Source organism: Streptomyces sp. NPDC107517, assembly GCF_055582645.1.
In genome coordinates, this window is sequence record NZ_JBVJPM010000003.1 from 446,548 (window position 1) to 461,394 (window position 14,847).

The 14,847-nt window shown below is 68.9% G+C and carries 12 protein-coding genes; 5 read left to right on the forward strand and 7 right to left on the reverse strand.

The features are described from left to right. The first annotated feature begins 6 nt into the window (after nt 1-6). From ACZ67T_RS09805 to ACZ67T_RS09825, 5 genes are all read left to right on the forward strand, one after another. A complete protein-coding gene (locus ACZ67T_RS09805) occupies nt 7-519 on the forward strand; it encodes a Jag family protein (RefSeq protein ID WP_116512078.1) in 513 nt (170 codons plus the stop codon). A gap of 106 nt (nt 520-625) precedes the next feature. Further along, nucleotides 626-1,342, forward strand: coding sequence for a 16S rRNA (guanine(527)-N(7))-methyltransferase RsmG (rsmG, locus tag ACZ67T_RS09810; RefSeq protein WP_329572180.1), 717 nt, complete (start codon nt 626-628; stop codon nt 1,340-1,342). Nucleotides 1,343-1,858: 516 nt separating this feature from the next. Beyond that, complete coding sequence (locus ACZ67T_RS09815; RefSeq protein ID WP_100597223.1) at nt 1,859-2,935, forward strand: AAA family ATPase; 1,077 nt, start codon at nt 1,859-1,861, stop codon at nt 2,933-2,935. After that, nucleotides 2,932-4,044 carry a ParB/RepB/Spo0J family partition protein gene (locus ACZ67T_RS09820; RefSeq protein WP_469982835.1) on the forward strand — a complete coding sequence of 371 codons (1,113 nt, stop codon included), beginning with the start codon at nt 2,932-2,934 and terminating at the stop codon, nt 4,042-4,044. Before ACZ67T_RS09815 ends, ACZ67T_RS09820 begins: the two co-directional genes overlap by 4 nt. A gap of 321 nt (nt 4,045-4,365) precedes the next feature. Continuing rightward, nucleotides 4,366-4,983, forward strand: a complete 618-nt coding sequence (locus ACZ67T_RS09825) for a GNAT family N-acetyltransferase (RefSeq protein ID WP_469982836.1) — start codon at nt 4,366-4,368, stop codon at nt 4,981-4,983. 104 nt (nt 4,984-5,087) lie between these two features. On the opposite strand, the gene trxA is transcribed toward ACZ67T_RS09825, so the two are convergent. The 7 genes from trxA to ACZ67T_RS09860 all read right to left on the reverse strand — a co-directional run bounded on the left by trxA (nt 5,088) and on the right by ACZ67T_RS09860 (nt 14,750). Next, entirely contained in the window at nt 5,088-5,420 is a 333-nt protein-coding gene (gene trxA, locus ACZ67T_RS09830) for a thioredoxin (RefSeq protein ID WP_100597220.1), read from the reverse strand. 39 nt (nt 5,421-5,459) lie between these two features. After that, a complete protein-coding gene (gene trxB, locus ACZ67T_RS09835) occupies nt 5,460-6,422 on the reverse strand; it encodes a thioredoxin-disulfide reductase (RefSeq protein WP_469982837.1) in 963 nt (320 codons plus the stop codon). A gap of 142 nt (nt 6,423-6,564) precedes the next feature. After that, entirely contained in the window at nt 6,565-7,542 is a 978-nt protein-coding gene (locus ACZ67T_RS09840) for a hypothetical protein (RefSeq protein WP_469982838.1), read from the reverse strand. Further along, on the reverse strand, nt 7,539-8,264 hold the full coding sequence (gene sigM / locus ACZ67T_RS09845; protein WP_469982840.1) for an RNA polymerase sigma factor SigM: 726 nt from the start codon (nt 8,262-8,264) through the stop codon (nt 7,539-7,541). Before sigM ends, ACZ67T_RS09840 begins: the two co-directional genes overlap by 4 nt. A 28-nt stretch (nt 8,265-8,292) precedes the next feature. Next, nucleotides 8,293-10,011 carry a protein kinase family protein gene (locus tag ACZ67T_RS09850; RefSeq protein WP_469982841.1) on the reverse strand — a complete coding sequence of 573 codons (1,719 nt, stop codon included), beginning with the start codon at nt 10,009-10,011 and terminating at the stop codon, nt 8,293-8,295. Nucleotides 10,012-10,130: 119 nt separating this feature from the next. After that, a complete protein-coding gene (gene murJ / locus ACZ67T_RS09855) occupies nt 10,131-12,368 on the reverse strand; it encodes a murein biosynthesis integral membrane protein MurJ (protein WP_469982843.1) in 2,238 nt (745 codons plus the stop codon). A 45-nt stretch (nt 12,369-12,413) separates the two neighbouring features. Next, entirely contained in the window at nt 12,414-14,750 is a 2,337-nt protein-coding gene (locus ACZ67T_RS09860; RefSeq protein WP_469982844.1) for a DUF6049 family protein, read from the reverse strand. Nucleotides 14,751-14,847: the final 97 nt, after the last annotated feature.

Genomic DNA, 14,847 nt, shown 5'->3' on the forward strand with positions numbered 1-14,847 from the left:
CATCCCGTGACGGAAGGCACCACCTCCGCCGCTCCTGAGGGCAGCGACACCCTGACTCGCCTCGAGCAGGAAGGCGAGATCGCGGCGGACTACCTCGAGGGTCTGCTGGACATCGCCGACCTCGACGGCGACATCGACATGGACGTCGAGGCCGACCGCGCCGCCGTCTCGATCGTCAGCGACGCGTCCACCCGCGACCTGCAGAAGCTGGTCGGCCGCGACGGTGAGGTCCTCGAGGCCCTCCAGGAGCTGACCCGCCTGGCGGTTCACCGGGAGACCGGGGACCGCAGCCGCCTCATGCTGGACATCGCCGGTTACCGCGCGAAGAAGCGTGCGGAGCTCTCCGAGCTGGGCGCCAAGGCCGCGGCCGAGGTGAAGAGCAACGGCGAGCCGGTCAAGCTCGACCCGATGACGCCCTTCGAGCGCAAGGTCGTCCACGACGCGGTCAAGGCCGCCGGCCTGCGCAGCGAGTCCGAGGGCGAGGAGCCGCAGCGCTTCGTCGTCGTGCTCCCTGCCTGAGCGGTACGTCGCTCTACGGCCCCGTCTGTTCGCAGGCGGGGCCGATCTTTGTCAGCCTGATAGTCAGCCACCCAACGCGGCAGCGCGGTACGGAAGGACGGTCCACGTGACGGAGGCAGCAGAGCTTCCCCCGGCTCCTGAACAGGCCCGAGCGGTATTCGGCGAGCGTTACACGGACGCGGTCCGGTACGCGGAGCTGCTGGCCGACGCGGGTGTGCAGCGTGGTCTCATCGGTCCCCGGGAGGTGCCCCGACTGTGGGAGCGGCACATCCTGAACTGCGCCGTGCTGTCCGAGGTCGTGCCGGAGGGCGTCACCGTGTGCGACGTGGGCTCCGGCGCCGGACTGCCCGGCATCCCGCTGGCCCTGGTCCGGCCCGATCTGAAGATCACGCTCCTGGAACCGCTGCTGCGGCGCACGACCTTCCTCACCGAGGTCGTTGAGCTCCTCGGCCTCGATCATGTGACCGTGGTCCGCGGCCGTGCCGAGGAGGTTCTCGGCAAGCTGACTCCCGTCCATGTGGTCACGGCGCGCGCTGTCGCTCCGCTGGACCGCCTCGCGGCGTGGGGCGTTCCGCTGCTGCGGCCGTACGGCGAGATGCTCGCCCTCAAGGGGGACACCGCCGAGGAAGAGGTCAAGAGCGCGGGGACCGCCCTGAGCAAGCTCGGTGCGGTGGCCACCTCGGTGCTGCATGTCGGTGAGGGCGTGGTGGACCCCCTCTCGACCGTGGTGCGCGTCGAGGTGGGAGAGAGCCCCGGCGGGGTGCGGTTCGCGGCGAAGCGCGCCAAGGCGGCTCGCGTCGGGCGGGTCCGGCGTCGACGCTGACGTCGCTCCTCGTCTTCGAGGCGTCAGCTGTGTTCTAGGCGACAGTTCGCTTCTCGCGGTGATGGCCGCTCGGGCCCTTGGGTCCTGAGCGGCCATTGCTTTTTGGGTGATGCTTGTCTCGTGGGTTTCTTGCGTCTGGCGTCGGCGGCGCGGATCTCCTGCCGGTGTTCGTGCGCCGGTCGGCTCCGAAGGGTGCGGGTTGACTCACTCCGAGAGACGTCGGCGGACTGGCACTGATCCATCCGCAGTGATCCCCCCTGGCGACGACTTGCACTCCGCGAAACCTGCCAAACGTATGTATGTCGGGGTGTCGCACGGGTGCCGACCGGGCTGCGGTGCATCGTGTTTCACGTGAAACGTCGCTCACTGCTGCATGGCATCATCAGTCGCGGTCGCGCCGCGTCTGCACCCCGCGACCGAAGACCTCTCGGATCCCTCGAATCGGGCACGGAGTTGTCCACAGAGGCTGTTTCCTCCACAGAAGACAGGGCCTCGCTGGTTCACGACCCCGAAAGCATGGGAGGCTCTGTTCATTGCGAGCCTGAAGTCGAGGAGAGTGAATCCTTGCGGTCCGACGCCAACATCGCGGGACCGATGACCGATCCGGTCCCCGGTCCCCGTACCGAGTCGGTGGGGGAGGATGTTTCACGTGAAACACCGCCTCCGATGGACGACACCCCTATCGGTCGTGCTGCCCAGCTGGCGGTAGAAGCTCTTGGTCGCGCAGGCGAGGGCCTGCCACGACCTGAGCAGACCCGCGTCATGGTGGTTGCCAACCAGAAGGGCGGGGTCGGTAAGACCACCACAACGGTCAACCTTGCCGCTTCGCTGGCACTGCACGGTGCCCGCGTCCTGGTGATCGACCTGGATCCACAGGGCAACGCCTCCACGGCTCTGGGAATCGACCATCACGCCGAAGTCCCTTCGATCTACGACGTGTTGGTCGAGAGCAAGCCGCTCTCCGAAGTCGTACAGCCCGTGGTCGATGTAGAGGGCCTCTTCTGTGCCCCCGCCACCATCGACCTCGCCGGTGCGGAGATCGAGCTGGTCTCGCTGGTGGCCCGCGAGAGCAGACTGCAGCGCGCGATTCAGGCGTATGAGCAGCCCTTGGACTACATCCTCATCGACTGCCCCCCATCGCTCGGCCTGTTGACGGTCAACGCTCTGGTCGCCGGCGCCGAGGTGCTGATCCCGATCCAGTGCGAGTACTACGCGCTGGAGGGCCTGGGGCAGCTTCTGCGCAACGTGGATCTCGTGCGCGGGCATCTGAACCCGGATCTGCATGTGTCGACGATCCTGCTCACGATGTACGACGGCCGCACCCGGCTGGCGTCGCAGGTCGCCGACGAGGTCCGGAGCCACTTCGGCGAAGAGGTCCTGCGGACGAGCATCCCGCGCTCCGTGCGGATCTCCGAGGCCCCGAGCTATGGGCAGACCGTGCTCACCTACGATCCGGGGTCGAGCGGTGCGCTCTCCTACCTCGAGGCGGCGCGGGAGATGGCGCTGCGCGGGGTCGGTATCCGCTACGACGCTCAGCACGCCCATACGGGCACTCAACTTGACCAGCACAGCACGGTGGAGGGTATCCAGTGAGCGAGCGACGGAGGGGACTGGGCCGTGGCCTCGGCGCACTGATTCCAGCAGCCCCCACCCCCGACAAGACGGCACCAGGCGGCGCGATGGGAGGTGCCCCCGGTTCACCTTCCGCCGGGCCCATCCTGACGGCGGAGCGCGGAGTGGCGGCGGCGAAGGTAGCCTCCCTTCCGCAGCCCCAGGCTTCACATGAAACCGAGGATCTGTTCGGCGGTCCGGTGGACGCTCCGGAAGCGCCGGCGGGAGCATACTTCGCCGAGCTTCCGATTGACGCCATCACGCCCAACCCGCGGCAGCCGCGCGAGGTGTTCGACGAGGACGCCCTCGCCGAGCTCGTCACCTCGATCAAGGAAGTCGGGCTTCTCCAGCCCGTCGTCGTACGGCAGCTGAGCTCGTCGCGCTTCGAGCTCATCATGGGCGAGCGCCGCTGGCGCGCCTGCCGCGAGGCCGGTCTGGAGCGCATTCCGGCGATCGTGCGGGCGACGGACGACGAGAAGCTTCTCCTCGATGCGCTCCTGGAGAACCTGCACCGCGCTCAGCTGAACCCGCTGGAAGAGGCAGCCGCCTATGACCAGTTGCTGAAGGACTTCAACTGCACGCACGACCAGCTGGCCGACCGGATCGGCCGTTCGCGGCCGCAGGTCTCCAACACGCTGCGGCTCCTGAAGCTCTCTCCTGCCGTTCAGCGCCGGGTGGCCGCGGGCGTGCTTTCGGCCGGGCATGCGCGTGCCCTGCTCTCCGTGGAGGACTCGGAGGAGCAGGACCGTCTCGCTCACCGGATCGTCGCCGAGGGTCTCTCGGTGCGCGCCGTCGAGGAGATCGTGACCCTGATGGGCTCACACCCGGCGAGCCCGGCGAGCCCGGCGCGCGCCAAGGGTCCGCGGGCCGGGACTCGTCTCTCGCCGGCGCTCAGCGAACTTGCCACGCGGCTCTCCGACCGGTTCGAAACGCGAGTGAAGGTCGACCTCGGGCAGAAGAAGGGCAAGATCGTCGTCGAGTTCGCCTCGATGGACGATCTGGAGCGCATCCTCGGTCAGCTCGCTCCGGGTGAGGGGCCCGTCCTCCAGCATGGAGCGACGGAGGACGAGGACCAGGAGAACGAGGTCTAGGAGAACGGGGGCTGGTCCCGTTCGACGAAAGTCTCAGGAGAGCAGGCCGTGTCCGGTGTGTACCGGAACACGGCCTGCTCTTTGCTTTCTGTCGGTATCGATGGAATCGCTTCGTGGATACGATGCGACGGGGAAGAGCGCACCCCTCAAAGTCACCTCATTCGGGAGGCGGGTCATGCAATCGGTGAGTCGTGCCGGGCTGATGACCGCAGGTCTCGGGCTGGGCGCGGTCGGCGGGTTCGTCGGCATGCTGCTCAGGGAACGGAGCGCTCTCACAGCCGCCCGTGACGCGGCGGGCGAAGGAAGTGAGGATCTGCCTTCATGGGGCGTCGGCTCGTACCGCTCACACTGGACAACCTTCCGGACCTTCCCAAGCGTTGCCGGTCGTGTGTCTTCTGGGAGCTGGATCCGGTCAGCGGCCAAGCCGCGATAGAGGCAGGCACTCCGGAGCTGGAGAAGGAGGCCTGGATTTCGGCTGTCCTCCTGGAGTGGGGTTCCTGCGGACGGGTCGTCTATGTGGACGATGCGCCGGTCGGCTTCGTGCTCTACGCGCCGCCGGCGTATGTCCCCCGATCGACCGCTTTCCCCACGAGCCCGGTCTCCCCCGATGCCGTGCAGCTGATGACGGCGTGGATCATGCCCGGCTATCAAGGGCAGGGGCTCGGCCGGGTGATCGTGCAGACCGTCGCGAAGGATCTGCTGCGCCGGGGGTTCAGGGCGATCGAGGCGTTCGGCGACGCGCAGTGGAAGGAACCGGCCTGCATGCTGCCCGCGGACCATCTGCTGGCCGTGGGCTTCAAGACCGTGCGTCCTCACCCCTCTTATCCGCGCCTCCGCCTTGAGCTGCGTACGACGCTCTCGTGGAAGGAGGACGTCGAGCTCGCCCTGGACCGGCTCCTCGGAGCGGTGCAGAAGGAACCGGCGCTCCGCCCTCTGTGAGCCCGGATCCATCTGCTGCGGTCACGCAAACGGGCCAACCCGGTTGGGTTGGCCCGTTCGTGTTTCACGTGAAACATCGCTCCGCCGTGGAGCCGCATCGCCGATCAGTTGGCGATGAAGTCCTCGAGGTCGCGCACGATGGCGGCCTTCGGCTTGGCGCCGACGATGGTCTTGGCGACCTCGCCACCCTGGTAGACGTTCAGCGTCGGGATCGACATGACGCCGTACTTCGCGGCGATGGCCGGGTTCTCGTCGATGTTGAGCTTGACGACCTCGATCTTGTCGCCGTACTCGGCGGCGATCGCCTCGAGGGACGGCGCGATCTGGCGGCACGGTCCGCACCAGGCGGCCCAGAAGTCCACCAGTACGGGCTTGTCGCTCTTGAGGACGTCCTCATCGAAGGAAGCGTCGGTCACGTTCTTGAGGTTGCCGGCCACGGCTGGCTCCTTAGCTACTTTGGTGATGCGGGTGTGAGATCAGACGGCGGCGGCCGCGGCGGACTCGCTGTCTGTGAGAGCGGCGAGGAAGCGCTCGGCGTCAAGGGCGGCGGAGCAGCCGGTGCCGGCCGCGGTGATCGCCTGGCGGTAGGTGTGGTCGACGACGTCACCGGCACCGAAGACGCCGGTCAGGTTCGTCCGGGTCGAGGGGGCCTCGACCTTCAGGTAGCCCTCGTCGTCCAGCTCGAGCTGGCCCTTGAAGAGCTCGGTGCGCGGGTCGTGGCCGATCGCGATGAACAGGCCGGTGACCGGGAGCTCGGAGGTCTCACCCGTCTTGACGTTGCGCAGCGTCAGGTGCGAGAGCTTCTGGTCGCCGTGGACCTCGGCGATCTCGCTGTCCCAGGCAAACTTGATCTTCGGATCGGCGAAGGCGCGCTCCTGCATGGCCTTGGAGGCACGCAGCGTGTCGCGGCGGTGGACGATCGTCACGGACTTGGCGAAGCGGGAGAGGAAGGTGGCCTCCTCCATGGCGGTGTCACCGCCGCCGATCACGGCGATGTCCTGGTCCTTGAAGAAGAAGCCGTCGCACGTCGCGCACCACGAGACACCGCGGCCGGAGAGAGCGTCCTCGTTCGGCAGGCCGAGCTTGCGGTGCTGGGAGCCGGTCGTGACGATGACGGCCTTCGCGCGGTGCACGGTGCCCGCCGTGTCGGTGACGGTCTTGATCTCGCCCGTCAGGTCGACGGAGATGATGTCGTCCGGGACCAGCTCGGCGCCGAAGCGCTCGGCCTGGGCGCGCATGTTGTCCATGAGCTCGGGGCCCATGATGCCGTCCTGGAAGCCGGGGAAGTTCTCCACCTCGGTGGTGTTCATCAGGGCACCGCCAGCGGTGACAGCACCCTCGAACACCAGCGGCTTCAGCGACGCGCGTGCGGTGTACAGGGCCGCCGTGTAACCGGCGGGCCCGGAGCCGATGATGATCACGTTACGGACGTCGCTCACGGCTTGATTCCTCGTCTCTGCGGGACTGCTGCGTACTGCCGGGGGAGCCCGTCTCCGGACTCTCACCCCACCCAACGGATCCTACGGGGCGCGCATTCCCGCCGTGTCCGGGAGCACACGCGAAGTGTGCCCCCGTGTGAAGTCAGCGCCGCGCGTAGGAGTGGGTGAGCAGCAGTTTGCCCGGAGCCGAGGACGCCTGCTTCACGCAGGTCGCGTCGATGACGTAGGCCGAGACCTGGGCAGGATCCGACTGGTGAGGCAACACGACGAGGTAGGCGGCGGTGCCGTTGTAGTCTCCCCGCTCGATGGCGAGGGCGGGCGTCTCACGGCCGGTGCCCCGCTGTATGCAGTCCGGCACCACGACGGTCTTCCCTCGCATCGGGGAGTTCGTCCTGGGGGTCTTCGGTCCGGACTGCTCGGTGTGGAGGGACGGCTTGGACGTCGACGAGTCGGAGGGCGCGGAGGGCGCGGAGGATTTCTCCGTCAGAAGGCTCTGCACCTGGTTCTCGAGCTTGCTCTCGGAGAAGGAGAGTGCGGAGCTCGCCTGACGGGGCGTGCCGCTCTCGGGAGCGCCGGTAGGTGTGCTGCCCCCGTTCTGCAGGAGCAGGACTCCCATGCCGATCGCGGCGGCTGTGAAGACGGCTCCGAGCGCGGCGCCCCGACGGCGCCGGGTGCGCGTCCGGCTGCCCCGCCCCGGCCCTGTCGTGGCACGGGGATGACCGGAAGGGCGGTCCGCGGGGGCGGTCGGTGAGTCGGTCGGCGTGGTCTCAGGCGTTGTTTCACGTGAAACAGGCGACGCGGACGGTGCTTCGGCTTCCGCTCCGGCTTCCACTTCGGCCTCGTGCTCGGTGTAGGCCGGTGCCTTTGTGTCGAGTAGTGCCTCCGCGGCGAGCGCGGCGTCGATGCGGCCCGCGATGTCGGCAGGCATGTGCGGCGGCCCGGGGAGCGTGCCGAGCGTGCCACGGATCTCCTCCAGGGAGGCGTAGACGTCGACGCACAGCTCGCAGCCGTTCAGGTGCTCCCGTACCTCCTCCGTGCGCGACGGAGCGAGGAGGCCCTCGGTGAGTTCGGAGATCTCGGCGATCTCGGGGTGCTCGGCCGTGTCGGTCGTGGATGTCACGCTCGCCCACCTCCGCCCTTCACGGCAGCTGAATCACTTGGTCCTGCCCCGTCCCGGGGCCCTGCTGCCGGTGGGACGGATGTCCCCTGCGTCCGGTTCCTTCCGGGCGCGTCCGCAGGCGGGTTCTTGCCACTCTCGCTCTCGCCGTTGTCGATCCGCAGATGGGTGAGCAACGGCAGGAGTCTGGCTCTGCCGCGCGCGCAGCGGCTCTTGACCGTGCCGGTGGGAACGCCGAGAACGCGGGCCGCCTCGGCCACCGGGTAGCCCTGCATGTCGACCAGGACGAGCGCGGCCCGCTGGTCTACGGGAAGGGTGCCCAGCGCTTCGAAGAGCTCGCGGTGGAGGTCGTTGCGTTCGGCGGGAGCGGACGCGGACTCGTGAGGTTCGAGGAGCTGCTCCAGGCGCTCCGTGTCCTCGACGGGCGAGGTCTTCCGCGATGCGGCCTTGCGGGCCCGGTCGAGGCAGGCGTTCACGGTGATGCGGTGCAGCCAGGTCGTGACGGCTGACTGCCCGCGGAAGGTGTGTGCCGCCCGGTAGGCGGAGACCAGGGCGTCCTGGACGGCGTCGGCGGCTTCCTCCCGGTCTCCCAGGGTGCGCAGGGCCACGGCCCAGAGCCGGTCACGATGGCGGCGCACGAGCTCACCGAAGGCGTCCTTGTCACCCGCGACATGGCTGGTGAGGAGGTCCTGATCGCTTGCTTCGCCGTAGGCGGCGTCGTCCACTTTCGAACCCCCTCCCCCAGGTGAGCCCTCAGCCGGTGAACTTCACGTCGGTGAGAGCCTGCTTGTAACCCGCGCCGTAGTAACCGTCGGATCCGGACTGCGGCAGGGCCGTCATCCACAGGAGCACGTACCGCGTCTTCACCGGCTTGTCGGCCTCGATCTTGGCGGTGGTGCCCGTAGTGGTGTCCGTACCGATGCTCTTCATGGAATCGATCGATGTCGTGGGCGACAGCGAATCGGTCGCGTACAGGGAGACCGTCGTGTGGTCGCCGCCGTACTGAAGAGCTACCGACGAGGCCGATACGTCCCTGGCCGAGCCGAGGTCGTAGACGATACCGACGCCGGGCTTGTAGGGCGCCAGCTTCGGGCCGTCGTTGTAGGTCTTGGTACGCCAGAAGGTCTTGCTGTCACCGTCATAGGTCTTCGCCACGTCCCCCGGGGCCTGTGCCTCGCCCTTGACGACGTACTCCCTGGCGTCCTCGATGGTGATCGGCTTCGTGGGCTTGTGATCGTCGCCCTTGTCGTTGCCGTCGGTGTTGTGCGACGTGTTGGAGTCGCTCGACGTGCCGCGGTCCATCAGGGCTTCCGCGAGCTGCCAGCTGCCGAGGCCGAGGGCCACGATGAGCAATGCCGACACGGCCCACTTGAGCGCCTTGCCCGTCCGGCTCTGCAGCGGCGGCGGGGGCGCGGCCGGCATGGGCTGCGCCACACCGGGACGCGGGGCCGGACGGCCGTAGGTGCCCTGCTGGTAGGTCGTCCGCTGATACTCCGCGGGGGCCGTGAAAACGGGCTCCGGGGGCCGGATGCGGGGCATCTCGCCGACGGCCTTCACCAGGTCCTCGGTGGTGGTGCACGGCGGATCCTGCCGCGACGCCGTTGCCCCCTCGTTGACGAGGGCACGCATGGCCAGCTCGGAGAGCCCGCGGTGCACTCCGGCCCGCACCTGGTCGGGCGCGATGAGGCCGATGTCCTTGGGCAGCCCGGACAGGCCGTACGCGTCGTCCTCGTAGGGCCAGCGCTGCGTCAGAGCGGCGTACAGGAGGGCACCGATCGCCTCGGTGTCCGTGCGCTGCGGTGTTTCCGAGGCGATGCCGCGCAGGGCGGCGTTGACGGCGAGGCCGCGGATGCGCCACTGGCCGGTCGAGGTGCGCAGCACCGCGCTCGGAGTGAGCCGCAGATGCGCGAGGCCCTCGCGGTGCGCGGCGGCCATCGCCTGGGAGACCTGGTTCACGAGCTGGTACGCCTCGTGCACCTCGAGGGGACCCGAGGCGAGCAGCGCGGTCAGCTCCGTGGCATCGGGCAGCCACTCGTGCACCACGTAAACAAGGTCGTTCTCCTCAACCGCGTCCAGGACCTGGACGAATCGAGGGTCGCCGAGAAGCGCCGATGAGCGGGCCGCCGCGAGGACGGACCGTGCCCGCGGATGGTCCGCGGGGAGCAGGTGCACCCCGACAGCCCGGCGGAGCTTCTCATCCACCGCGCGCCAACTGCTGAATCCGTCCAGCCGGGTGACGCACTCCTCCAGGCGATAGCGTCTGGCGAGCTTGTGACCGCTGTGCAGTTCGGGGGGAGTGGACGAGCCGGGGCTCGTCGACCCGTCGGTGTCCTCCGCGTCCTCGTTCGCTGCCGTGTCCCGCTCCCGGGTCTGGGCCACCCCGTCGGCCGTGGTCTGCTCCGCTTTCGCGGTCAATGGCTCGTCACCACTGTTGTCTGCCACGTCGACGGCAGCCGTACTCCGTTCCGCCACCGTCGTTCCTGCCTCCCCATCCGTTGCGCGCTCTGCGACGCCAAAGCCAATTGTGCCCACAGTCCGGCGATAAGCACGACACGCGGCAGCCCGCGATGGTTGTGCGGCCCGCCGGTCCGCTAGCGGCCGAGGCGCCCGCGGACCATTCCGACCATCGAGTTGAGCTCTTCGATCCGCATGCGCCGGGCGGCGACGTAGAAGACGCCCAGCAGTACGGCCCCGCCCACGATCAGCGCCGCGATCGAACCAGCCGCGCCGCTGCCGAGCGCACCCATGATCAGGAAACCTACCGCGCCGCCGACGACGGCTCCCGGGATCGAGGCCATGCAGAGGCGGGCGTACGTACGGATGACCTGAGAGCCGTCCAGGTCACCGCCGAGACGCTTGCGCAGGCGCTGCCAGGCGACGCCCACACCGATCGCGTACGCGAGACCGTACGAGGCGGCCATGCCGACCACGGCCCACTGGGCGGGCAGCAGGAGGTAGGCGATCCCCGACGCGGCCGCGTTGACGGCGGCCACGATGACCGTGTTGTAGAAGGGCGTCCGGGTGTCCTCGTACGCGTAGAAGCCGCGCAGCACGACGTACTGCACGGAGTACGGGATCAGGCCGAGGCCGAACGCCATGAGGATGTAGCCCATGGAGCGGGCGCCGTCGGCGCCGCTGGACCCGAAGAGCAGGGTGCACATCGGGACGCCGAGGGCGACGAACATGAAGGCGACCGGGACGATCGCGACCGCGGAGGTGCGCAGGCCCTGCGAGATGTCGTCGCGGACCGCTCCGGGGTCGCCGTCGTGGGCCGCGCGCGAGATCCGCGGCAGCATCGCCGCCATGACGGAGACGGTGATGATCGCCTGCGGCATGCCCCAGATCAGCTGGGCGTTCGAGTAGCCCATGATGCCCGCGCCGGACAGGTCGGACTCCTTGCCCGCGGCGGTGGCGAGCTGGGTGACGACGAGGACGCCCGCCTGGTTGGCGAGGACGAACAGCACGGTCCACTTGGCGAGCTTGACCGCCTTGCCGAGGCCGTGGCCCTTCCAGTCGAACCGCAGCCGGAACCGGAAGCCGGTCTCGCGCAGGTACGGGATCATCGCCAGCGCCTGCACGGTCAGACCGAGCAGGGTGCCGATGCCGAGTAGCCGGACGCCGTCCGCGGGGATCGTGTCGACACGCAGCTGAGAATCTGCCGCGGTGCCGTAGACGTAGATGAACATGCCGAACGTGAAGATCATGACGATGTTGTTCAGGACCGGGGTCCACATCATCGCGCCGAACTTTCCGCGGGCGTTCAGGATCTGGCCCATGACCACGTGCACGCCCATGAAGAAGATCGTGGGCAGGCAGTAGCGGGCGAAGGTGACGGCGACGTTGTTCGCGTCCGGATTGTTGGCGATGGAGGTCGACATCAGCCGGATGAGGAGCGGCGACGCGAAGACCGCCACGGCGACGATCACGCCGAGCGCGACCATGACGAGCGTCAGCAGGCGGTTGGCGTAGGCCTCGCCGCCGTCCTCGTCTTCCTTCATGGACCGCACGAGCTGCGGCACGAACACCGAGTTGAGGCCGCCACCGACGGTCAGGATGTAGATCATCGTCGGCAGGGTGTACGCCACCGTCCAGGCGTCACCGAGCAGCGCGGAGCCGAGAGCCGCCGTGATGACCACGGTGCGTACGAAACCGGTGAGGCGTGAGACCAGGGTGCCCGCCGCCATGACGGCACTCGACTTCAGGAGGCTCGACGCGCGGCCCCCCTTCGCAGGGGCGGGGGCAGGTGCAGGCGTGCCGCCCTGGACGGGAGGCTGCGCCGTTCCGGCGGTGGGCGCCGGAACGCCGGGGGCGTCGGCCGGCGGACGGCCGCCGCCGTTGCTCTGCTGGTCGCGGAAGAGGTGAGCGAAGGCGTCGGGCTCGTGCTGCTCCTCGCCGGCCTGCGTCATCAGATCGTCGACGCCCAGGAACTGCGTGGTCCGGGCGTCGTCGCCGTAGGGAAGGAGCTGCGAGGGGCCCTCCGGCTCGGGAGCCGGCGTCTGGGCCCACACGCGCGGGTCCGGGGGGTACTGGGCCGCGGGCGGCGGGGCGTAGAGCGGCTGAGGAGCCTCATAGGTGCCCGGAGGCGGCGGAGGATGCGCGGCACGGTCGTAGAGCGCCTCCGTCACCGGATCCTGGGCAGTGAGGTCCTGGGCCCGGTACGGATCCTGGTCGTAGGCGTCCTGGAAGTACGCGTCCTGCGGATACGCGTCCGGGGCGGGGTGGGACGGCGGGACCTGGCCCGGCGCTCCCTGATGACCAGAGGGCGGGCTCCCGGCCGAGGCTGAGCCGCCCGGGTCCTGGCCACGGTCACCGTCGTACGGCGCGTTCATGGTTACCCCACCTCATAGTCCCCGGGCCCACGGCCACGACATCGCTCAACGGTCCACTCTCTCACCCGTGCCGGACGGGTCCGTGCTTTCCGGAGCGGTGTCCGGTGTCGGGTCACTCGGCTGCTCGGGGTCGCCTTCCCCGGGCTCGGAGCCCGACTCCCCGTTCGTACCGTCGTCAGGCCCTTCCTCGGCGCGTTGCGCGGCGGCACGCTTGCGCTGCGTGTACATGCGGAACCCGGCCAGGACGAGGAGCAGGACGCCGCCGGCCATGACGAGCATCACGGTAGGCGTGATCTCGGTGACGTTCACGTCGAACCGGACCTCGGCGCCGTAGGGCTGGCCGTCCTCCGTGTACAGCTGAGCGAAGACCGGGACCCTGCCGTTGGCGTTGGAGGTGGTCGTGAACTTCACCGACTGGCTGTGCCCGCCGGCGACCTTCACCGGCTGCTCGTCGTACGGTCCGTCGCCGATCTTGAGGCGGGTGCCGTTCGTCGACGTGAGGCGCAGGCGGAGGTGCTCGACGCCCTGCACCAGGTTGTTCTGGACCGTCACCGGGATCGTCGCACTGCGCCCGGACAGCTTCGCCTCGGACTTGTCGATGAGCCTGACCTGCTTGGTGAGCGCCGAGAGGTAATCGGCGACGCCGTCGCGGTACGCCTGCGCCTCGGCGGGGCGGCCCCGCCAGGACGTGGACATCTGGCGGTCCATGGCCCGTCCGAACGGCGTCACCACTCGGGACGGGTCGGAGAGGATCACCTGGAAGTTGGTGAGCTTGGTCTGGGTGTCCTGGATCGCCTGGAAAGCCGACTGGGGCAGTTCCTGCTTGCGCAGGTACGAGGGGTAGGACCGGGAGGAGGGGACCCGGGTCGTCGCTTCGGGGTCGGGCTTCGCCTTCGTGGCGGCGGCCAGGTCCTCGGACTCCGACCAGCTGCTGCCCTGCTCTGCCTTGAGCGCCCGCGCCATGGACTGCGCCTGGCTGGCGGAAGGCATGCGCTGCGGCGCGACCACGATGTTGCGCTCGTTGTCCGGCTCCTGAAGGTTGATCGTCAGACTCTGCGCGAGGAACTGCTGCACGGCGAGCGTCGAGTCCTCGGCCTTCGTCATATCGCCCTGGAAGGCCTCCGACAGCCGTGCGTCGGTCACCACGGCCGTCGTGCCGCGGCCGATGGGGCGGGCCGCCGACGGCGTGTACGGCAGGCCGCGGGGCTCCTCGAGGCTGTCACTGCGGGCGATGACCTTGTCGGCGCCGGCGGACGTCGCGACACTGACGATGCTCGGGTCGATCGCGCCGTCGGCGGGCCAGGCGTAGCTCGTGTCCGGCTTGACGTGCAGGACGGTCTCCACGGTCGTGGAGGCCGCATCGGTGGCGTCCTTGAGGTGCCCGAGGGAACCGGTCACCTTCGTGCCGTTGTGGGCCAGCGACGCGAGATCCGGGTCGGCGAAGGGGAGGGCGACGACCTTCTGGTCGGCGACGGCGTTCTTCAGGTCGTTCAGCCACTGCTTGGCGACCGCCTGATTCTTGCCGTTGATCTCGGTGCCGTCCGGCTCCTTGATCTTGTACGGCCGCGTCATGGCGTCGACCGAGGCCAGGAGGTCGGGGTCGATCACCCAGGTCACGTCGAGGGCGGTACCCAGGGACAGCATCTGCTGGAGGCGCCCGCCCGGAGCGATCTCCTTGGCGAGGCTGTCGTCGTGGAAGACGCGCGTCTGCTGCTCGTCCGATCCCGTCTCCGCCGTGAGGTGGGTCTGCGAGATGAGCGGCCACAGGAACGTCATCTTCGTCTTCGTGTCCGCGGCCTCGGGCTGCCAGGGGAGGAAGGTCCGCTGGATGCCCAGCGTCTGCTGGTACGGCTGTGTCTCCGTCTGGCCGGTCAGCGCGACACCGAGCTGGTAGACGCCGTCGGCGCCGAGATCCATCTCCTTGACGGGGACGGACAGGCTGAAGCCCTGCGTCGCTCCAGGAGCCAGCCTGGAGATCTTCTTGGCGTACTTGCCGCCGATCTCCGTGCCGTCCGGCACCCCTCCTGCCGCGTGCCGGGATGCGTTGTCGATCGAGGCCCGCCCGCCGAGGGGGGAACCGAGGCGGAGCGCCACGTGGGCGTTCGAGACGGTCTGCTTGCCGTCGTTCGTGAGTGTGCCGGTGACAGTGACCGTGTCGCCGTCCACCGGTGCGCTCGGAGTGAGCGAGTTCACGGCGACATCGACGGTGCTCGTGCCGATCGCGTCGGCCGCCGGCGTCTGCGGGGAGGCATATCCGGGGGAGCCGCCGAACAAGGTCAGGGCGGCCAGCAGAGGCGCTCCGGCGAGCAACGCCCCCGTACGCCGCCACCTTCGACGGGCACGTGAGGGAGTCATCCCTGGGAAGTCTGCCGCCTCGGCCACGCGCTCATCCGTCCCTCGTCGTCGTCAGTGGTCGTCGGATAGTCCACGCATGGTAACGAGGTGCGCTGTGGCGAAGTGCCGCGGACTGCTCCACATG

Coding starts and splice junctions, on each gene's coding strand:
- ACZ67T_RS09825 (WP_469982836.1), top strand. CDS start 4,366: ATGGGGCGTCGGCTCGTACCGCTCACACTGGACAACCTTCCGGACCTT.
- murJ (WP_469982843.1), bottom strand. CDS start 12,368: ATGAACGCGCCGTACGACGGTGACCGTGGCCAGGACCCGGGCGGCTCA.
- ACZ67T_RS09815 (WP_100597223.1), top strand. CDS start 1,859: ATGGGAGGCTCTGTTCATTGCGAGCCTGAAGTCGAGGAGAGTGAATCC.